The sequence below is a fragment of the Planococcus sp. SSTMD024 genome, assembly GCF_041320495.1.
Classification (GTDB): domain Bacteria; phylum Bacillota; class Bacilli; order Bacillales_A; family Planococcaceae; genus Planococcus.
Window position 1 is genome coordinate 442978 of record NZ_JBGGNS010000022.1, and the last position, 19997, is coordinate 462974.

Genomic DNA, 19997 nt, shown 5'->3' on the forward strand with positions numbered 1-19997 from the left:
AATCCATCGTCAAGATGAAAACGCTTCAACAAACGACATATATTAGACAAAAACATACAGAAAGAGAGCGTGGATAGAATGGAAAAGAAACTTGAGCGTATCAAAGCGGAAGAATTGCAGGATCGTGTGGTCACAGCGCAGGAAGCGGCTGCGTGGATTGAAGATGGCATGACACTCGGGCTTAGCGGATTTACAAGAGCGGGGGATGTGAAAGCGGTTCCTTATGCGCTGGTTGAGCGCGCTGAAACGGAGAGCTTCAAAGTCAACGTCTTCACAGGGGCATCACTCGGATCCGATATTGACCGCCTGTTTGCGGAAGCGGGCATCGTCAACAAGCGTTTGCCGTTCCAAGCAGAACCGGCCATGCGCAAAGCGATCAACGCCGGCGACATGTATTTCGTTGACCATCACTTGTCCCATACAGCGGAATGGATCCGTTCAGGGGTCATTGAGCCGATCGATTTCGCGATTGTCGAAGCTTTGTCAATCACTGAAGACGGCATGATCATCCCGACGACGTCTGTCGGCAACTCATCGGTCTTCGTCAAACACGCGAAAAACATCATCGTGGAAATCAATGCGGCACAGCCTGAACTGTTTGAAGGCATCCACGATATTTACGATACCGGCAAACAAGGCGAACGCGACCCGATTCCGTTAACGTCTGTGGACCAGCGCATCGGAACGAAAGGCATCCCGGTCGACATGGAGCGCGTGCGCGGCATCGTCTTTACGCATCAGGAAGATTCCCCGTCGAACATCGTAGCGCCGGATGAAGACACCAAAATCATGGCTGACCATTTGCTGAACTTTTTCCGCAGTGAAATTGAAGCAGGCCGCCTGACGGAAAAACTGGCCCCGCTTCAATCCGGAATCGGATCTGTCGCAAACGCAGTCCTTCACGGCATGATCGACTCGGAATTCAAGAACCTGGAAGTCTATTCAGAAGTGCTTCAAGACGCTGTCTTCGATTTGATCGATGCCGGCAAAGTCGATTTCGCTTCGTGCTGTTCGATCACGTTGTCCGAGCCGAAGATGAAGCAGGTATTCAGCGAATTCGACCAATACCGCGATAAGATCATCATGCGCCCACAGGAAATCTCGAACCATCCGGAAGTCGTGCGCCGACTCGGCCTGATCTCGATCAACACGGCACTTGAATTCGATATGTACGGAAACGTCAACTCGACGCACGTCTCCGGCACGAAAATGATGAACGGCATCGGCGGTTCGGGTGACTTCGCCCGCAATGCGCGCCTTGCCATCTTCGTAACGAAATCAACCGCGAAAGACGGCAAGATTTCGAGCGTGGTGCCATTTGCATCGCATGTCGACCATACCGAACACGATGTTGATGTAGTCGTCACCGAGCAAGGCTATGCCGACCTCCGCGGACTGGCGCCGCGCCAGCGCGTGGAAGCCATCATCGAAAACTGTGTCCATCCGGACTATCGCCCGCAAATGCGCGAGTATTACGAAGAAGCGCTGACACGCGGAGGCCAGACGCCGCATGTTCTCGAAAAAGCTTTCTCATGGCACGAATCGTTAGCCAAAAACGGCACGATGCTCGTGAAAAAAGAGCAATTGGTCTAAACAAATAAAACCGGACAGCCACATAGGCTGTCCGGTTTCTTCTGTTCAACGATTGCCGTACATTTCAGAAGTGTTGCGGGAATACAATTCGATGATATTGCCAAACGGGTCTTCGGTATAGACGAGATAATGCGGTTTGCCTTTATTGATGTTCCACATTTTGCTGCGCTGGCGCCCGCCGTGCTGAACGATCCGTTCAATCGTCTCGACGATGTCATCGACAACCAAGGCGATATGGAAAAATCCTGCATGCCGCGGCGGTTCTTCAGAAAAAGAAGGTTCCTGGAATTCAAATAATTCGATGCCGAAGCCGTCGGAGGACATGAGGTGGACGTTGCGCATCTTGCGGATTTCGGGCCCCTGCAAATCGTTTGTCATGGATCCCGGGCCTTCTGTTTCAGCATCAAAATCGAATGGACCCGCCAAAATGTGGAAATCAAACACTTTCCGGTACCATGCGACTGCCTTATCTAAATCAGGGACCGCAAGCCCCACATGCGTAATTGCTGCCATTGATGATTCTCCTCCTTTTCACTGTACTGATTCTGTACCCTTCTGTAGGCGGGAATATGCAAAAAAACCGCATGTCCCGAAGGATTTAGTCGAAAATAGTTGTTGCCAGACTGGATTTTTAGTATTATAATAAGCAATTGTGAAATTCTGAAATGAGGGTCCTAATATGAAAAATTCCATCTATGGATTGACGATAGAACAATTAAAAGATTGGTTTGTAGAAAATGGCCAAAAGAAATACCGCGCGGAGCAAGTGTGGGATTGGCTTTACATTAAACGTGTCACGGAATTCTCGGAGATGAAGAACTTATCGAAGGATTGCATCGAGCTTTTGGAAAGCAATTTTGCGATCCGTACATTGGACCAGGCAGTCAAGCAGGAGTCGTCCGATGGCACGATCAAATTCCTTTTCCGCCTGCAGGACGGCAACTTGATCGAAACGGTTCTCATGCGCTTTAAATACGGCAACTCGGTCTGTGTGACGACACAAGTCGGCTGCAACATCGGCTGCAGTTTCTGCGCCAGCGGCCTATTGAAGAAGAGCCGCGACTTGAACGCTGGCGAAATCGTCGAGCAGATCATGCAAGTGCAGGCGCATTTCGATGCGGAGCAAAAAGAAGAGCGCGTCAGCCATATCGTGGTCATGGGCATCGGCGAACCGTTCGATAACTACACAAACTTGATGGATTTCCTCCATGTCGTCAACTCCCAAAAAGGATTGGCAATCGGAGCGCGCCACATCACGGTTTCAACGAGCGGCATCGTGCCGAAGATCTACGATTATGCGGATGAAGGCTTGCAAGTCAACTTGGCGATCTCCATCCATGCGCCGACGAACGAATTGCGTTCACGCATCATGAAGATCAACAAAGCATATCCGGTCGAGAAGCTCATGGCTGCGATCGATTATTATTTGGAGAAATCAAACCGCCGCATCACGTTCGAATACATCATGCTGCGCGACGTCAACGACCATGTCGAGGAAGCGAACAAGCTGGCGAAATTGCTTGAAGACAAGCGCCACTTGTCTTACGTCAACTTGATTCCTTACAACTCGGTCGATGAGCATGACCAATACCAGCAAAGTACGCCTGAAGCGATCAGCGCTTTTTACGATGCATTGAAGAAAAAAGGCATCAATTGCGGCGTCCGCCACGAACAAGGCGCAGACATCGACGCTGCCTGCGGACAGCTGCGCAGCAAGCAAATCAAAAAAGAGAAAAAACCGGCAACGGTCTAATCGCGTGACAGGCAGGAAGCTCCCGGATTTTCGGGGGCTTTTTGTTTTAGGCGCAACGATAAAAAAGCTTGCAGCCACTGAGGCTGCAAGCTTTTATGGTTATTTTCCGCCAGACTGCAAATTGATGCCTTGGATAAAATACTTCTGGAAAAAGAAGAAAATGATGATCACCGGCAGCAATACAAGCAATGAGCCGGCCATCAGGTAGTTCCATTGCGTATTCAGCTGCCCTTTAAAGACCTGCAAGCCGATCTGGAGGGTATACAGGTTCTCGTCGTTTAAATACAGCAGCGGGCCCAGGAAATCATTCCAGGCGCCGTTGAATGAGAAGATGGCGACAGTCGCAATCGCCGGTTTGGTGAGCGGCAAGCCGATCTTGCGCCAAATGTAGAAATGGCTGGCACCTTCCATCTTCGCCGCTTCAATCAATTCATTCGGAATCGTCATATAGAACTGCCGAAGCAAGAAGATGTTGAACGCGCTGCCGAAAAAGGCAGGCACGATCAAGGGGTAGTAGGTATTGACCCAGCCCAGTTTGGCGAACAAAACGTATTGCGGAATCAGGGTGACGAATCCCGGAATCATCATAGTCGCCAGGACAATGGCGAACAGCACATTGCGCCCCCGGAACGGGATTTTAGCAAAGCCGTAAGCAATGAATGAGTTCGACAGGACATTGCCGATTACGACCAATGTGGTGATGACCAGCGTGTTGACGGTGTAGCGGGTAAATGGCGCCGCTTCCCAGGTGCGAATATAGTTGGACCAATTCCAAACTTCGGGAAAGAAGGAAGGCGGGAAGGACATGACTTCTGTCATCGTCTTCAAGGAAGTGGAGAACATCCACCAGAGAGGCGACAGGATCATCAAACTCCCTGCCGCAAGCAAAACGAAATTAATGAGTTTTAACAGGTTCTTGCGGTTGCCGTGATGATTGAAATAGCTTGGGTTTTGAAGGTCGCGAGGCTTCCCCGCTTCTTCCACATAGCGGGTGCTTTCTTGCTGAGAGGTCATCGGTTATCGCCTCCCTCATAATGCACCCAGCGCGGCGCCAGCTTCAAGTTGATCATCGTCAGGACGAATACGATGATGAACAGGATCCAGGACATGGCCATCGCATAGCCCATATTGAAGTTCTCAAAGGCTTGGCGCCACATGTATAAATTATAGAACAACAAAGAGTTTGCCGGGCCGCCTTCGCCATCGCTCGACATAACATAAGCTTCCTGGAAAATCTGGAAGCCGCCGATCAGGCTGGTCACCACATCGAAAAAGATGACCGGCGTGATCATCGGCAAAGTGATGTGGAAAAACTTGCGGAATGTATTGGCGCCGTCGATTTCCGCTGCTTCGTAAAGTGTTTTGGACACCCCCTGCATACTGGCGAGATATAGAAGCATAGCGCCGCCGACACTCCATAATTTCATAAAGATAAGCGACGGTTTTGTCCATTGGGGGTCAAACAGCCAATTGGGGCCATCGATGCCGACCCAGCCGAGTATCAAATTGATCATCCCGGTGCCTGGATCGAGCAATTGCATCCATAATAAGTACACTCCGACTCCAGACAACACTGCCGGCAAATAGTACAACGTACGGAAAACCCGTATGCCTGGCACGTCCTGATTCAACAGAGCCGATAGCAAGATTGCGCCGATCGTGGTCAGAGGGACCGAAAACAGCACATAATACAAAGTGTTCCAAAGGGATGTCCAAAACAATCCGTCTTCTGTAAAGAGCCCTTGATAGTTCTCGGCTCCAACAAAGTCCATTTGGGATGTAATATTGTAATCGGTAAAACTGGCGAAGAGTGAAAAGAGCAGGGGCCCCGCCGTGAAAGCAAGAAACCCGATGATCCACGGCATCACAAAAATATAGCCATACATCGTCTCTTTCCGCCGCATAGCCGACTTTGTTTTAGCCAAGCGAAGCCCTCCTTATTCGCGTGTGTTTTTTTCAATCAATGATTCGACATCTGCCTGTGCTTCTTCAAGCGCCTGTTTTGGCGTTTTCGAACCAAGCAACACTTCATCGATTTTCGGATTGACGCTGCCCATGAAGTCAGGCGCAGCTACCGGTACCGGCGTAAGAAGAGTATCGTTCATGTATTCGGTTGCCATGCTATAAACCATGGTGCCGTCTTCAGTAAATTCGTCGGATTGTGCAGCGTTCTCAGCGGCTTCGATATTGGCGACGCTGTCAAAGTTCTGGACCGCCCAATATTCCTGTGCTTCGGCACCTGTCAAATACTTGATGAATTCATAAGAAGCTTCAGGATTGGAAGCGCCAGCTGGAATTTCAGCAACGAATCCACCGCCCCAGCTTGTATGTCCGTTTCCTGGTTCCATCTCGGGCAGTTTCGCAACACCAAAGTTCAAGTCATCTGCATAATCGCGAATTTGAGTGTAAAAAGTCGGTGCGCTGACGTACATGCCGAGGCTGCCGTTGAAGAACGGGTTGCCTTGCTGGCTGTCAATTTGGGCTTTATAGGAGTTGATGACATTGTCTCCGTACTTATCTTTCCATCCTGTCAGCCACTCCAGCGTCTCAAGGTTGGTTTCGGTGTCAATCAACACTTCATTTTCTTCATTGATGAAGTTGTGGCCATTGGCATTTAGCATCCACACGTCGTAATTGATGCCCCATAATGGATAAAACCCGATGCGCTCGTAATCATCGCCGTTTTTCACATCAAGCTTCGCGGCATATTCCTCAAGCTCCGCCCAGGTAGTCGGAGGCTGTTCAGGATCAAGGCCCGCTTCTTCAAATGCATCTTTATTGTAGAACAGCACGCGTGTATCGGTATTAAATGGCACGCCGTAAGAATCCCCTTCATGAAGGGTTGCTTCCCATAATTCGGGATAGAACTGGCCGGAGATATCATCTTCTGACATAAATTCAGCCAGGTTCATCGCCTGGTTCTGTTCCCCGCGAAGAGCGGTCGTATTGATATCATTAATAACCACATCCGGCGGGTCGCCGGCTGCAATCGCTGCAAGTTCTTTCGTCCAAATGTCTCCCCAAGGCAGATAGGTATGCTGGACTTCGATTTCATCTTGGGATGCATTGAAGTCGCTGATGATTTCTTCGATGACCGGGCGGCGAATTTCAGAGCCCCAGAAGGTCCAGAAATCGAGAACGACTTTTCCTTCCTCGTTTTCCGTGGAGCTGTCGTTGCCATTGCCGATCTGGAATCCTGCACATCCTGTGAGAAGCAGGGTGGAGGCCAAAAAAGCTGCGGGGACGGTGTACATTTTCTTCATATTCTCTCTCCTTTTCCCTTTTCATGAATATCTTCGGTTGCCATATTTTTTGCCTTTCGAAGTAATGGCCGATGAGATGTTAAGGAGCTTGCTATTCATGTCTCGAGTAGTACAGAATATTCCAGCTTCATTAGCAATGAGTATACCGTAGAGAAGCGGTGTTGCCAAATATATATTTGTAATTTACTGCTTATTCTCTATAATAGAAGAAAAAGAATCAGAGGAGACTGGGACATGGCAGAAATTAAGATTGATCACTTAGGCAAAAGGTATGACAAAGGGGCGCTGGCGGTCAGCGATTTCAATTTACATATAAAAGACGAGGAGTTTATCGTGTTTGTCGGTCCTTCGGGATGCGGGAAATCGACCACGCTGCGGATGATCGCGGGACTGGAAGAAATCTCGGAAGGTGAATTCTTCATTGACGGAAAACGCATGAACGATGTAGAGCCTAAAGCGCGCGACATCGCGATGGTGTTCCAAAACTATGCATTGTATCCGCATATGACGGTGTATGAAAACATGGCATTCGGGCTGAAGCTGAGAAAATTCAAGAAGCCCGAAATCAAGCGCCGTGTAGATGAAGCTGCTGCGATTCTCGGATTGGAAGAATACTTGAACAGAAAACCGAAAGCGCTCTCAGGAGGCCAGCGCCAGCGTGTGGCACTCGGACGCGCCATTGTCCGCGATGCAAAAGTTTTCCTGATGGATGAGCCCTTGTCGAACTTGGATGCCAAATTACGGGTGCAGATGCGCGCTGAAATCTCCAAATTGCATAACCGCCTGAAAACGACGACGATTTACGTCACCCATGACCAAACGGAAGCAATGACGATGGCTTCCCGCATCGTCGTTATGAAGGACGGTTTGATCCAGCAAGTGGGCACGCCCAAAGAAGTCTACGATTTTCCGGAAAACCGCTTTGTCGGGGGCTTTATCGGTTCACCCGCAATGAATTTTTTTGAAGGGCAGCTGGTCGATGGCGCTTTCGCTGTAGGCACTAAAAAGATGGCAATCCCTTCAAAGCTATTGGATGTCCTGAAAGGAGAAGGCTACGACAACAAGCCAATCACGCTCGGCATCCGCCCAGAGCATATCCACGTCAACAACGAAGACCTGTCGGGGATACCGGCAAGCGAATTCGATGCAACGATCACCGTCTCCGAATTGACGGGCGCCGAGACGATTCTCCATGCGGTCTATGAAGACCAGGACTTCATCGCCCGTGTCGATGCGGCAACTTCGATTGAAGCGGGGCACCAAGCAACACTCGCATTCGACATGGCGCATGTCCATTTCTTCGATACGGAAACAGGAACACGCATCAAGGCCGTAGAACGTGCGGAAGTAACTGTATAAAATCCATCAACCCCGACCGGATCACAAGCCGGTCGGGGTTTTTATATGTAACCGATAAGCACGAGAATGAATAACGATCGGGACAATTTAAATCGATGCCATTTGAAAGTCCTCGCCATCTGTCCAGGAGCAGGGCAGCAACTTTCCATTTAATGTTAAAACCGACCCTAGACCTTTTCATTATGAATAACCATATTCACTTAGCTATTCAAAGCGTGAAAATTTGAAAAAAATGGAGGAGTTCACAAAGGATAAGTTTAGAGCGGTAGATTAGGGGAAAACATCTTAACATAGAGTTTTCAAAACAAAGGAGTGGACACAGAATGGTAAAAATTGCAGTTGAACATCCATTTACATCCGTACGCGATGCATTGGTACAAAAAGGGTACCGTGCAGAAATGCTTGAAAAGAAAACAGATGCACCCGATTACGACGTAGTGGTTGTCCGTGACCAGGAAGATTTGACGGATTTCCACATGAGCGTTTCATTAGTTGAAGCAAGAGGACGCACATTGTTTGAAATCGTAGAGGAAGTCGAAGAGCGCCTCGTGCGCCAAGGCAAAATCCAGTCGCCTGCACCAATGGCACCGGAATACGGTTCTGAGTCAGGCGGAGGCGGCGGAAGCTTTGTTGCCGGAGCAGTAACAGGTGCTTTGATCGGCGCTGCAGCAGGCCTTTTGCTTGCGCCTAAGAGCGGCAAGGAATTACAGGAACAAGTGAAAGCGAAAACTTCGGATTCCAGTGAAAAAGTAAACACTTCCATCGAACAGGCGAAAGTGAAAGCTGATGAGCTGAAAGCGAAGCGCGATGAAAAGAAAGAAGAAAAAGAATTGAAGAAACAAGAAAAAGCGATTGAAAAAGAAGCAAAGCAGCAAGAAAAAGCTGAAGAAAAAGAAGAGAAAAAAGAAGAAAAAGCCCAAAAAGAGCACGACAAAGCTGAAAAGAAAGTAGAGAAAGAAATCAAAAAAGCTGAGAAAGATGCCGGCGGCGTAGATGTCGTGGAATTTGGCGAATCATCACTCGGCAAAAATTCAGACGGCGAGATTAAAGTCGAGCCAACTGACGCTAAAAAGAATAATTAATCATAAAAGGCCTCCCGCAGCTGCGGGAGGCTTTTTATATGTTGAATTATTCAGCGGCGACTTCATCGACCGGATCGTGCGGCGCAGGCTCTGGGACGAAGATGAGGACAACCAGGCCGATAATAAAGAGTACGACCAAACTCAAAACGCCTAAACTGGAATTGCCCGTGAGTTGTGAAGTGACCCCGACAAGCAAAGGCCCGGTAATCGCGGCGAATTTGCCAAAGATATTATAGAAGCCGAAAAACTCATTGGCGTTTTGCTTCGGCACCAATTTACCGAAATACGAGCGGCTCAGAGCTTGGATGCCGCCTTGGCTGGTGGCGACCAGCATCGCAAGAATCCAGAAATCCATAATGGTTTCAATGAAGACCGCATAGACGCAGACGATAATATAGACGAAAATGCCGACATACAACATTTTCTTTCCGGTAAAGCGGTCGGCTAGCTTGCCGTAGAGAATCGCAAAAGGCGCGGCCACGACTTGCGTGGCGAACAAGACGATCAATAGGCTGGTGGCACTCAATCCGAGATCGGTCCCGTAGGCAGTGGATAAGGAGATAATCGTGCCGACACCATCGATATAGAAAAAATACGCAATGAGGAACAGGAACAAGGCGCGATACTGCCGGATTTCCCGGATGGTTTTATTGAGCCGGCGAAAACTTTGGACGACAGGGCTCGCTTCGCGTTTGATGAAATGCTTTTGTTTTACATGGCGGAACAAAGGAATCGAGAACGAGATCCACCAAGCGGCGGTGATTAAAAAGGCAAGCCGGCTGGCGTTCGTGACAGACAGCGGCAGGATTTCATTTTGGGCAAGCAGGATGATCAGGATGGCGAGCGCAAATGGAATGGTCGAACCGATATAGCCGAGCCCATAGCCGAATGCGGAAACGCTGTTCATGCGCTTTTCGGTTGTGACATCGACAATGAAGGCGTCGTAGAACAAATTGGCACCGGTCGCTCCAAGTGCGGCAAATACATAACAAATCAAGAGCCATAGCCACTGGCCTTCTGGAACGAACGCAAGCATCGCCGTCGAAACCGTGCCGAGCAGGAAGAACACCGTGAAAAATTTCTTTTTCATGCCTTCATAATCGGCAATGGTGCCAAGAAGCGGGCCGAGCATCGCCAAGATGAAGGTGAAAATCGCGATGGTGTAGCTTAAATAAGCGGTTGAATCCGCAAGTTCCACTCCGGCGTCTGTTGCGGCTGCTTTATAGAAGAGCGGAAACACAGCGGTCGTGATGATGATGGAATAGGCGGAGCTGCCCCAATCGTAAAACGCCCAGCTTTTTTCCGGTTTCGTGAACTTCGCCATAGCCGAAGGCCCCCTTTTTTTGATAAGTCTATTGTACAAGAGAGAATCTAAAAAAGGGTGTTTTCGACTGAATATTTGCTGAAATTTTACAATATAAAGCAAAAGGAAACCAACCCCCTGTATTTGAGGCAAAGCCCTTAATCCGCTACACTGATGAAAGAAAGCGAGTGAATGGAATGAAGTTGGTATCGTGGAATGTAAATGGCCTGCGGGCCGTAATGAAAAAAGGGTTTATGGATTTCTTTGAGACAGTTGACGCCGATATCTTGTGTGTCCAGGAAATTAAATTGCAGGAAGGCCAGATTGATTTGGAGCTTCCGGGTTATCATGCATATTGGAATTATGCGCAGAAGAAAGGCTATTCAGGAACTGCTGTCTTCACCAAACAGCGCCCATTGAATGTCCGTTACGGGGTCGGTCTCGAGGAGCACGACACGGAAGGCCGGCTGATCACATTGGAGTTTCCTGAATTTTATTTGGTCAATAGCTATACGCCGAATTCCCAGCATGGATTGCTGCGTCTTGCGTACCGTCTATTATGGGAAGACAAGCTGCTTTCGTATATCCAGCATTTGGACCTCGAAAAGCCTGTCATTCTGTGCGGGGACTTGAATGTGGCGCATCAGGAAATCGATTTGAAAAACCCGAAAGCCAATAAAAAGAATTCGGGCTTCACGCCGGAAGAACGCGGGAAGATCAATAATTTCCTCGGCAGCGGTTTTGTGGATACGTTCCGCCATTTCCATCCGGATGAAGGCGGCCATTATTCATGGTGGTCCTATCGTTCGAATTGCCGGGAGAAGAATGTCGGCTGGCGAATTGATTATTTCATCGCTTCCAACCGTCTCATCGGGCGAATGAAGAGTGCGGCGATCCATACTGATGTCCACGGTTCGGATCATTGCCCGGTGGAGCTGCAATTGAGCGATTCGCCGGCGTAAGGGTTATTCATATTATTCATCATAAAAACCAAAAACCGGCAAGCCTGGAGAAAAATCTGGCTTGCCGGTTTTTGTCTCATAATAGAGTTCCACGTGAAACATTTAAACGTTCATGACTCGCTGTGCCAGGCGTTTGCAATTGTCCTGGTCAAAATAGTCGATGTACTCTTCGGCTTTCCCATACCATTCGTTGTGCGTAATATTGTTATCAACCATATAGGTGAGTGTGTTATAGACATCTTCCACTGTCGACGATTTATAACCGTATAGGTCTTTATCGAGGTCGAGATAGGAACCGCGTTTTTCCGTATATTCCTGTTGGTCGAACATGAAGAAAATGATCGGTTTGTTCAAATACAGGAAATCCCAGGAAACACTTGTGATATCGGTCAGAAGCATATCGTTTTCTTCAATCGAACGCTCAATGGATGCGTGGTTGAAATCCAGGAATTCGATGCCGTAATCCTGGTCGGCAAGCGGAAAGAAATGTTCCTCAAATCGCTTCATGAACGGGTGCAGGGCAATTTGGAGATGGATGCCGTTGGACTTCAGGAGTTCACGTATCCCATCGTGCTCCAACAAGCCAATTGTGCTGCGGAAGTAATTGCTTTCGAGAAACTCTTCCCGCGAAAGGTCGAATAGCCATTCGCGCCAAGTCATCATCATCAGGATACGCTTCATTTCTTTTGGCGGCTGATTTGGCAAGTAGCGGTCAAAGCGGGGAAATCCGGTGACGATGAGTTTTTCTTCAGGGATTTTCCATTTGTCGCGTTTCAGCTCGTATTCATAACGCGAGGCACAGTTGAAATAATTTGTCCGCTTGAGGAGTGGAATATCTTCTTTTTGGATGAGGATTTTCTTGAAGCCTTCGATGCCGTGGCTAACGTGCGTAATGATCGTCCGGCGGTTCAAATTCAAGAATTTATCGGCGGATGGCACAATATCATAAAGCAAGGAATGCCCATGGAATGTGTAATCCGCTCGGAAAAACAGCAAGTAATTGCGGAAGCTGCCAAGCCGCACGGCATTCGGTATACGGCCGTCATTCGCGTAGTCGGTCTTTGAGTCATACATCCAATAAGCCGTGACTTGTTCTGCATGGTTATTCACCAAATATTTATGGAAAACGGCAGCGTTGTCTTCGTATTTTTCTCCGAGGTTTCCTCCTACCAGGGCGATTTTAGGGCCTTTTGCATTTCGGTAAAACCGGGAGAGAATATAGGCCGCTGATACTTTCAAAAAAACTTTCAAAGGGTCCCATCTCCCTTTCTCTTTCAAGGTAACGCTCATTTCCAGCCCTGCTTTCTGTTAGTCGATTCCATTCTAGTTTTCCATATCCAGCGGGATTTGTCTATTCCAAGGGAAGCGGGGATGTTTTTTAGATGGCAAAAGAGCCTACTATAGAGAACGGGCCTGCATCGAAGGGAGGAGTTGGCAGAAAATAGGTTTATTTGGTTGCGAGTATGGGAAGAAGGAAATGATGGCATTAAAACGAAGGAGGATTCTCATGAAGGACGATAACAAAGAGCTTAAAAACAAAATGTCTGAAGGCGAAAATCAAGAAACCTTGACCAATCGCCAAGGGCATCCGGTAAAAGACAACCAGAATTTGCGGACTATCGGAAATCGAGGGCCGGCGACTCTTGAAAACTATAACTTCATCGAAAAGATCTCTCATTTTGACCGTGAAGAAATACCGGAGCGCATTGTCCACGCACGCGGTGCAGGGGCATTCGGTTATTTCGAGACTTATGGAACTGTCGGCGATGAGCCGGTTGAAAAATACACGCGCGCCAAAGTGTTTTCAGGCAAAGGCAAACAGACGCCATTGCTTGTGCGCTTTTCGACGGTGGCAGGATCGCGCCACTCTCCTGAAACGGCACGCGACCCGCGCGGCTTTGCCGTGAAAATGTATACGGAAGATGGCAACTGGGACCTGGTCGGGAACAACTTGAAGATTTTCTTTATCCGCGATGCGATGAAATTTCCGGATATGATCCACGCTTTTAAAAACGACCCGGTTTCCAACGTGCCGGATCCGGAGCGGATGTTCGACTTTGTCGCCCGTTCCCCGGAAGCGACGCATATGATCACGTTCCTGTTCTCCCCTTGGGGCATTCCAGCAACCTACCGCCATATGCAAGGCTCTGGCGTCAACACCTATAAATGGGTCAATGATAAAGGCGAAGCGGTCCTTGTCAAATACCATTGGGAGCCGAAACAAGGCATCCGCAACTTGACGCAGGCAGAAGCCGATGAAATCCAGGCGAAAAACGTCGGGCATGCAACGGAAGACCTTTACGATTCAATCGAAAACGGTGACTATCCGGAATGGGAGCTGTTCGTGCAGATCATGAGCGACGATGAGCACGCCGAACTCGACTTCGACCCGCTGGATGATACGAAATTATGGCCGATGGATAAATTCCCGTTCTTGCCAGTCGGCAAAATGGTCTTGAACCGCAATCCGGAGAATTACCATGCGGAAATCGAGCAGGCAGCATTCGGTACCGGCGTCCTTGTCGACGGCATGGATTTCTCGGATGATAAAATGCTAATTGGCCGTACGTTCTCGTATTCCGACACACAGCGCTACCGTGTTGGGGCGAATTATTTGAAACTGCCGGTCAACGCACCGAGAAAGCGTGTAGCGACCAACCAATACGGCGGGGCAATGGACGTGCCGCGCGGTGAGAATGCGAAGAATCCGCATATCAACTATGAACCGTCCGTACTTGGCGGATTCAAGGAAGCAGACCGCCCGGATACGCCGGATCATGAGCCAGAATACCAGGGCAAATTGACGAAGGCACCAATCGACCGGACGAATAATTACGGCCAGGCCGGTGAAACGTACCGTAGCTTCGAGGACTGGGAACGCGAAGAATTGATCAACAATCTTGGCGATGCCTTGTCCGCATGCGATCCGCGCATCCAAGAGGAAATGGTGCATCACTTCACGCAAGCCGATGAAGACTACGGCCGCCGCGTCCGTGAGAACATCGATATGAAAGTGAAGGAAATGAACGAAATGAAAGACAGTGAAGACGCCGAACCGAAGCTCTACGGCAAGCCGGCAGCGAGCAAAGTAGCTCAAGCCGCCAGCTCTAAAGGGCACGGGGCAGAACGTTATTAAATAGAAAAACCGGTGAGTTCAAAACTCACCGGTTTTTGTTATGGATTCAAAGAGGAATGATTGACCCCGAAGACGTTTTCCACATCGATCAAGAAGGCGATGCCTTTTCCCGGAGCGTCAAGATCGACTGCTTGTTCGATGCTCGCGACCACTTTTTCCGCAAATGCAGAAGGTACCAATGTCAGGACGACATCTTTTTCCGGGTCGATCGTAAAGTTCATGAATTTCTTCTGTTCGTTGACCCCTGTGCCGCGCCCTTCCAGAATGGTCCCGCCTTCAGCACCGGCTTCAGCGGCAGCTTTGACGACTTGCCCCGAATCCCCGGAATTGACGATAGTCACAATCAATTGAAAATCTTTCGGTTCTGGCATTTTTTCCACTCCTCGCTTCTTTTTTCGGTCGTCTTCGCGGTCAGTGAGATGGGGGACCCCCAACAATTGGCTCAGGTGGATAGTAAAACCGAGACCGTAACCGGATTTGCCTAATTTTCCGGCATGGCTGATCGCTTCGGCGACGGCCAGTTCGATTTCACCGTCGACAGCGATAAAGACGACATCTTTTTCGTGTGTAGCGGGAAGCCCGAGAAAAGTGGGCTTTTCGTTTCTCCCGATTCCTTCCGCATACAGCACCGTCGCTCCGTCTGCACCGGCTTCTTTCGCCGCTGCGATGACATCTCTCGAAGCGCCGCGTTTTACAATGGCAATCATCAGTCTATGATTCAGATTCATGGTTTTGATTCCCTGCCTTTCGGTTAAAGAGTAAGCCGACAACGAGAACGGCGATAATCGGCGTCAGTGCCACAAGCGCAATCATCCCGAAGCCATCGACAAGCGGATCCCGTCCTTCTGTTACAGAAGCGATGCCGACTGCTACGGAGACGATAAATGTGACAGTCATCGGACCGGTCGCGACGCCGCCTGAGTCAAAGGCGATCGCGATGAATGTGCGTGTGGAGAAAAAAATCAGGATCAGTGCGATAAGATAACCTGGCAGGATGAAATACCAGATCGACCAGCCCGTCAAAATCCGCAGCATCGACAAAGCGATGGATAAGCCGACCCCCGTCGATAAGGTGTAGAGCATGACTTGCGAGGAAATGTAACCGCCCGTTTCGCGGTCGACCTCTTCGTTCATGATGCGGACAGCAGGTTCAGCGAATGTCGCCACAAATCCGAGCACAAAGCCAATCGGGATAATCGCCCAGCGATACTGCCAATCGCCAAGTTCCGCGCCCATTAATTCACCGAAGGGCATGAAACCGATATGGACGCCTTGCAGGAAGAAGGCCAATCCGAAAAATGTCAAAACGAATCCGAGGCCGGTTTGCAAAACGCGTTCTTTCGGCAATTTGAGCATGAACAATTGAAATACGCTGAAAAATACGACAAGCGGGAGGAGGGCCATGGTGACTTCAATCAGCACTTCCCCGAAACCCTGGAAAATATGCAAGTTCACCGGTACAGCACCCCCAGGAGCATGACAGCGATAATGGGGCCGATTGAAGCCAGCCCAATCAAGCCGAAGCCTTCACCGCTGCTCGGCTTATCGGAGCGCAAGACAGAAGCAACGCCAATGCCCAGCGCCAAAATGAACGGGACTGCCATCGGACCGGTCGTAACGCCCCCAGCATCGAATGAAATCGGGATGAACGCTTCGGGCACGAAGAACGAGAGAAGGAAGACGACGGAATAGCCGCCGATCAGCATGTAATGGATAGGGATGCTGAAGAGTGTCCGGACCATCGCCAAGGCGACGAAAATCGCTAAGCCGATCGATACCGACAAGATGAGGATGTTCCGTGAAATGCCCCCTCCCGAAACCTCGTCGATTTGATTGGCCAAAACGCGGACATCGGGCTCTGCGATCGTGACAGCGAGCCCCAGCACGAGACCTGTCCCGATGATCAGCCATGGTTTGCGGGTCAAGGGCAGCTTCTTGCCGATCAATTCACCGATCGGCAGCAGCCCTGCATTGACGCCGAGCAGGAACAGGAAAAAGCCGGTGCCGACGAAAATGACCCCGATTAAAAACTGCAGCAGCGCTTCGAGCGGAAGGCGGATAATCAGGACTTGAAGCAAAATAACAACAATCGTGACAGGAAGAATGGCAGAGGCGACTTCTTTAAACGTGCTTTTGACATTTTCCATGCAGCATCTCCTTTACAGCGGATTTGGGTATTGCATATCGCGCGGCGGATAGGACAAGGAACTCAGCAATCGTCAGGGGAAAGAAAGAACATGCACGAACAGGAGGAATGAAGATGAAGAAGAACAAGAAAACTGAACCGATGCTTCCCCCGGAACTAGAAACAATTTCTTTTATTGAAGCATTAGATGATGGATATGTCCATGATTGCCGGATTGTTTCTGAAGAATTACCGGCAGGAAAAATTCATTTTGACCGGGTGCTGTTCGAGAATGTCAGGTTTTTGGAAGGGGAATGGGAACGCAGTGAGTTTGCGGACGCTGTGTTCATCAATTGTGATCTGTCAAACGCCGGCATGGGCCGTGCGGTGTTCCATCGGGTGAGGTTCAAGGATTGCCGATTGCTCGGAACGGATTTTACAGAAAGCACAATCCGCTATACACACTTTGAAGACTGCCGGCTTGATTATGCAGTTTTCGGGTTTTCCCATATACGCGACGTGTCTTTCAACCAGAGTGTTCTGCGGCAGGCGGATTTCTATGAAGTGAATCTGGACAATGCACAATTCTTTTGCAGCGATTTAAACGAAGCCAATTTTACTGGAACGTCCCTTAAAGGCGCTGACTTTAGCTCGAGCCGCTTCGAGGAACTGCAATTGACAACGGAATTGCTGGCAGGGTGCAAAGTATCTACGGATCAAGCTTTGCTGTTTGCCCGAAAACTGGGATTAATCATCGTGAAATAAGATTTTTTTAATTTTTTTATGCTTTATGTCCTGGTTGATTTCCAATAATTATAATAAATAGTTACTGTTCACTAAATATTCATTTTATTTTAAAAAATTATCCATAAAATGATTGCTCATTCACTTCGATTGCAGTATATTTAAAATAATTAGAAATTTACTAAAAGGAGCAGGAATCAACTATGAAGCAGCTAAGCAAAAAAATAAAAGATTTGAGAGAAGCGAGAGGCCTTTCCCCTGAAGAGCTTGCTGACCGTTTGGGCTTTGCGAAAAGCACGGTATGGGCATATGAAAGCGGGAAGAAACAAGTATCAGTTGTTCACCTGGAACGCCTTGCCGATTTCTTTGAAATTTCTGTGGATAGTTTTTTGGACCGCAACGACCGCACGATCAATGTGGATCTTCAAAATACGAATTTCTTGAACGAATATACAGTGATGCTCGATGACCAGCCATTGAATGAAGCAGAACTCGCCGAGGCGGCTTCCTTTATCCAAGTGAAACGCCGCATGGGCAGCTACGGCTTGGCGACTTGATGAATGTGTGCGTGAAACCATGAGCCTGTTCTCCTGTAACGAGGAGGGCGGGTTTTTTCGTGTGGCAAAAGCAATCGATAAATTGTTTTTGACGGAATTATCTGTCAAAATAAAAAGAGACTTAAGGGAATGGCGGTGAGGGTTTGAGAAGATACATAATGTACGAAACATACCGGCTGGGGATTCTCATCGACCATCTAAAAGCGGAGGACTTGATCAGGCAAATCGATGAATATATTGAAGAAACGCCAGTTCAGCAGATTCCCCATATTTTTTATGTCCTGTCGCTGGCGAGCAACCGCCGCATCATGATTGAATTGCTGACGGATTTGGCGAGAGGTGTCGACGAAGAGCTGCCCGCATCGATTGTCGCCGGCATCTTGTACAAGGACCGCGGGCGGTATAAAGTGGATGAGCTATACGGGAAAATCGGGATGCTGGCTTCGCTGCTCGCTGATGATGACAGTGAAATCGCGACAAGTTTCCGTGAACTGAAAGAATCCTACGATGAATTGCAGGCGGTGTACGGGCGGCGATTCAAAAGAAAAAAGGCCCGGGAGCGCATGCTTGCCCGAAGTGAAAAAGTACTTGAGGAAACGCTTGCTGAATACGCCCATTTTGCGGAAGAGATGGACCGCAAAGAATGGTGGCTCAATTAAACCTGTTTATTCTATTTGCTATGGGGAAGACAAACTATAGCAACTTATGGAATCAGGAGGAGAAAACAATGAGCAAAACGATTTTCATTACAGGCGCCGGCAGCGGGCTAGGGAAAGGCGCGGCATTGGGGCTTGCCGCAAAAGGGCATAGAGTGATTGCGCCAGTCGAAACAGCCCCTCAAGTGACATCGCTCCGTGAAGCGGCATCGGATGCTGGGGTCGAATTGACGACATTCAAGATGGACATCAAAAACCCGCAGGACTTGGCACAGATGCTCGAATACGATTTTGATATCTTCGTGGCGAATGCGGCCATCAACGAAGGCGGCCCACTCGGGGAAGTGCCAATGGCAAACTTCCGTGAACTATTTGAAGTGAACGTCTTCCAAACGCTTGAAACGGCGCAAATCGCTGCCCGTAAATTTGTCGAAAAAGGCCAAGGCAAAATCATCTTCCTGTCTTCGATGGCAGGCATCATGTCGACGCCTTATGTCGGCCCGTATACAGCGACAAAACACGCCATCGAAGCGATTGCGAAAACGCTGCGCAAGGAAATGGCGGAATTCGGCGTGCAAGTGGCTACGATCAACCCGGGCGCATTCGACACAGGCTTCAATGACCGCAGTGCCGAAGCGAAGTGGAAATGGTTTGATGAGAAAATTCACTTCACGCGCCCCGAGGACATGAAAGAAGCGGAGAAAGGCTTGGAAGACCAATTCGATCCACAAGACATGATCGATAAAATGGTGGAGATCATCCCGCAGGATTCGCATAAATTCCGCACGGCTTACCCGCAAGAAACCGAACAGCAGATGAAAGACGAAGAAGCGAAGCATTGGGAGCTAGAGATCTAAGCGGAAAGGGCGATGGCCATGAATCCGGAACGACTGGTTTGGGGGATTATGGAGCAGGGCGTGGAGAATGCCGGCGAAGCTTGCCGCTTGTTCGACGCGCTTGAGCCCGTCGACCCGCACGAAATGTTCGGCACGTGGAAAGGGCATGAATTGCCTACAGGACACCCTCTGGACGGCTGGCTTGAAGAAACGGGCTGGTATGGCAAAGCTTTCCACAGCACGGAGCACGTCGACCCGTTGCTGTTCAAGGCCCCTTTTGGAAAACCGTTCCCGCTGCATCCGTTCCCGCCCGGCCTGATCGCCAATCTGTTGAGCGGCGCGAGAGGTGCAGCGCGGCTCCGCAAGATGGAATGGCGCGGAAAAATGAGTGCAGTGATGATATACGATCAATTGCCGATCCAGGACCATTTCCGGAAAGTGAATAAGGACGTGCTGCTCGGCATGATGGATTGGAAAGGCATGAAGCAACCTTATTTTTTCCTGTTGGCCAGAGTATACGATTGAGATCATTTTCACTGCTGCGATTCAAATGAAAAGGCCTTTTCAGCCACCCCGGAAAATAATCGATTTCCTTGGGTGGCTTTTCGTATGCAAAAAAAGAAATAGC

20 protein-coding genes are annotated in these 19997 nt (G+C 49.2%); 11 read left to right on the forward strand and 9 right to left on the reverse strand.

The features are described 5' to 3' along the window. Window positions 1-78: 78 nt before the first annotated feature. A complete protein-coding gene (locus AB9R92_RS11015) occupies window positions 79-1593 on the forward strand; it encodes a succinyl-CoA:acetate CoA-transferase ScpC (protein ID WP_370669492.1) in 1515 nt (504 codons plus the stop codon). A 45-nt stretch (window positions 1594-1638) separates the two neighbouring features. Here AB9R92_RS11015 and AB9R92_RS11020 read toward each other — a convergent pair whose 3' ends face one another. After that, complete coding sequence (locus tag AB9R92_RS11020) at window positions 1639-2106, reverse strand: VOC family protein (protein WP_370669493.1); 468 nt, start codon at window positions 2104-2106, stop codon at window positions 1639-1641. 166 nt (window positions 2107-2272) lie between these two features. On the opposite strand from AB9R92_RS11020, the gene rlmN reads away from it, so the two are divergent. Next, window positions 2273-3346 (forward strand): dual-specificity RNA methyltransferase RlmN, encoded by a 1074-nt coding sequence (gene rlmN, locus AB9R92_RS11025; RefSeq protein WP_370669494.1) that lies wholly within the window; start codon window positions 2273-2275, stop codon window positions 3344-3346. 99 nt (window positions 3347-3445) lie between these two features. On the opposite strand, the gene AB9R92_RS11030 is transcribed toward rlmN, so the two are convergent. The 3 genes from AB9R92_RS11030 to AB9R92_RS11040 are packed head-to-tail and all read right to left on the reverse strand — an operon-like array spanning window position 3446 to window position 6609. Then, complete coding sequence (locus AB9R92_RS11030) at window positions 3446-4360, reverse strand: carbohydrate ABC transporter permease (RefSeq protein ID WP_370669495.1); 915 nt, start codon at window positions 4358-4360, stop codon at window positions 3446-3448. Continuing rightward, a complete protein-coding gene (locus AB9R92_RS11035) occupies window positions 4357-5271 on the reverse strand; it encodes a carbohydrate ABC transporter permease (RefSeq protein WP_370669496.1) in 915 nt (304 codons plus the stop codon). The genes AB9R92_RS11030 and AB9R92_RS11035 overlap by 4 nt, the downstream gene beginning before the upstream one ends. Before the next feature lie 12 nt (window positions 5272-5283). Then, the gene (locus tag AB9R92_RS11040) at window positions 5284-6609 is read right to left on the reverse strand and encodes an ABC transporter substrate-binding protein (protein ID WP_370669497.1); all 1326 of its coding nucleotides are present in this window, start codon (window positions 6607-6609) and stop codon (window positions 5284-5286) included. A 234-nt stretch (window positions 6610-6843) separates the two neighbouring features. On the opposite strand from AB9R92_RS11040, the gene AB9R92_RS11045 reads away from it, so the two are divergent. Further along, entirely contained in the window at window positions 6844-7968 is a 1125-nt protein-coding gene (locus AB9R92_RS11045) for an ABC transporter ATP-binding protein (RefSeq protein ID WP_370669498.1), read from the forward strand. Window positions 7969-8291: 323 nt separating this feature from the next. After that, window positions 8292-9050: a YkuS family protein gene (locus AB9R92_RS11050; protein ID WP_370669499.1), complete on the forward strand. Its 759-nt coding sequence runs from the start codon at window positions 8292-8294 to the stop codon at window positions 9048-9050. Between the two features lie 46 nt (window positions 9051-9096). Here AB9R92_RS11050 and AB9R92_RS11055 read toward each other — a convergent pair whose 3' ends face one another. Continuing rightward, window positions 9097-10374 carry an MFS transporter gene (locus AB9R92_RS11055; protein ID WP_370669500.1) on the reverse strand — a complete coding sequence of 426 codons (1278 nt, stop codon included), beginning with the start codon at window positions 10372-10374 and terminating at the stop codon, window positions 9097-9099. Window positions 10375-10550: 176 nt separating this feature from the next. Between AB9R92_RS11055 and AB9R92_RS11060 the strand changes: the two genes are divergently transcribed. Further along, complete coding sequence (locus AB9R92_RS11060; RefSeq protein WP_370669501.1) at window positions 10551-11315, forward strand: exodeoxyribonuclease III; 765 nt, start codon at window positions 10551-10553, stop codon at window positions 11313-11315. A 102-nt stretch (window positions 11316-11417) separates the two neighbouring features. Here AB9R92_RS11060 and AB9R92_RS11065 read toward each other — a convergent pair whose 3' ends face one another. After that, window positions 11418-12566, reverse strand: a complete 1149-nt coding sequence (locus AB9R92_RS11065) for a CDP-glycerol glycerophosphotransferase family protein (protein WP_370669502.1) — start codon at window positions 12564-12566, stop codon at window positions 11418-11420. A 256-nt stretch (window positions 12567-12822) separates the two neighbouring features. Here AB9R92_RS11065 and AB9R92_RS11070 point away from each other — a divergent pair, with 256 nt between their 5' ends. Next, window positions 12823-14451 carry a catalase gene (locus tag AB9R92_RS11070; protein ID WP_370669503.1) on the forward strand — a complete coding sequence of 543 codons (1629 nt, stop codon included), beginning with the start codon at window positions 12823-12825 and terminating at the stop codon, window positions 14449-14451. A 38-nt stretch (window positions 14452-14489) separates the two neighbouring features. Here AB9R92_RS11070 and AB9R92_RS11075 read toward each other — a convergent pair whose 3' ends face one another. From AB9R92_RS11075 to AB9R92_RS11085, 3 genes are read right to left on the reverse strand one after another with little or no spacing between them, the layout of a single operon-like run. Next, window positions 14490-15179 carry a P-II family nitrogen regulator gene (locus tag AB9R92_RS11075; protein WP_370669504.1) on the reverse strand — a complete coding sequence of 230 codons (690 nt, stop codon included), beginning with the start codon at window positions 15177-15179 and terminating at the stop codon, window positions 14490-14492. Further along, complete coding sequence (locus tag AB9R92_RS11080; protein WP_370669505.1) at window positions 15163-15906, reverse strand: DUF1538 domain-containing protein; 744 nt, start codon at window positions 15904-15906, stop codon at window positions 15163-15165. The genes AB9R92_RS11075 and AB9R92_RS11080 overlap by 17 nt, the downstream gene beginning before the upstream one ends. Further along, window positions 15903-16598, reverse strand: a complete 696-nt coding sequence (locus AB9R92_RS11085) for a DUF1538 domain-containing protein (RefSeq protein ID WP_370669506.1) — start codon at window positions 16596-16598, stop codon at window positions 15903-15905. Before AB9R92_RS11085 ends, AB9R92_RS11080 begins: the two co-directional genes overlap by 4 nt. A gap of 113 nt (window positions 16599-16711) precedes the next feature. Between AB9R92_RS11085 and AB9R92_RS11090 the strand changes: the two genes are divergently transcribed. The 5 genes from AB9R92_RS11090 (at window position 16712) to AB9R92_RS11110 (ending at window position 19894) form a co-directional block, all read left to right on the forward strand. Then, the gene (locus AB9R92_RS11090) at window positions 16712-17341 is read left to right on the forward strand and encodes a pentapeptide repeat-containing protein (RefSeq protein WP_370669507.1); all 630 of its coding nucleotides are present in this window, start codon (window positions 16712-16714) and stop codon (window positions 17339-17341) included. A gap of 182 nt (window positions 17342-17523) precedes the next feature. After that, window positions 17524-17877, forward strand: a complete 354-nt coding sequence (locus AB9R92_RS11095; RefSeq protein WP_370669508.1) for a helix-turn-helix domain-containing protein — start codon at window positions 17524-17526, stop codon at window positions 17875-17877. Window positions 17878-18035: 158 nt separating this feature from the next. Further along, window positions 18036-18536, forward strand: coding sequence for a hypothetical protein (locus AB9R92_RS11100; protein WP_370669509.1), 501 nt, complete (start codon window positions 18036-18038; stop codon window positions 18534-18536). Between the two features lie 68 nt (window positions 18537-18604). Continuing rightward, on the forward strand, window positions 18605-19390 hold the full coding sequence (locus AB9R92_RS11105; RefSeq protein ID WP_370669510.1) for an SDR family oxidoreductase: 786 nt from the start codon (window positions 18605-18607) through the stop codon (window positions 19388-19390). An 18-nt stretch (window positions 19391-19408) separates the two neighbouring features. Further along, window positions 19409-19894: a DUF4334 domain-containing protein gene (locus AB9R92_RS11110; protein ID WP_370669511.1), complete on the forward strand. Its 486-nt coding sequence runs from the start codon at window positions 19409-19411 to the stop codon at window positions 19892-19894. Window positions 19895-19997: the final 103 nt, after the last annotated feature.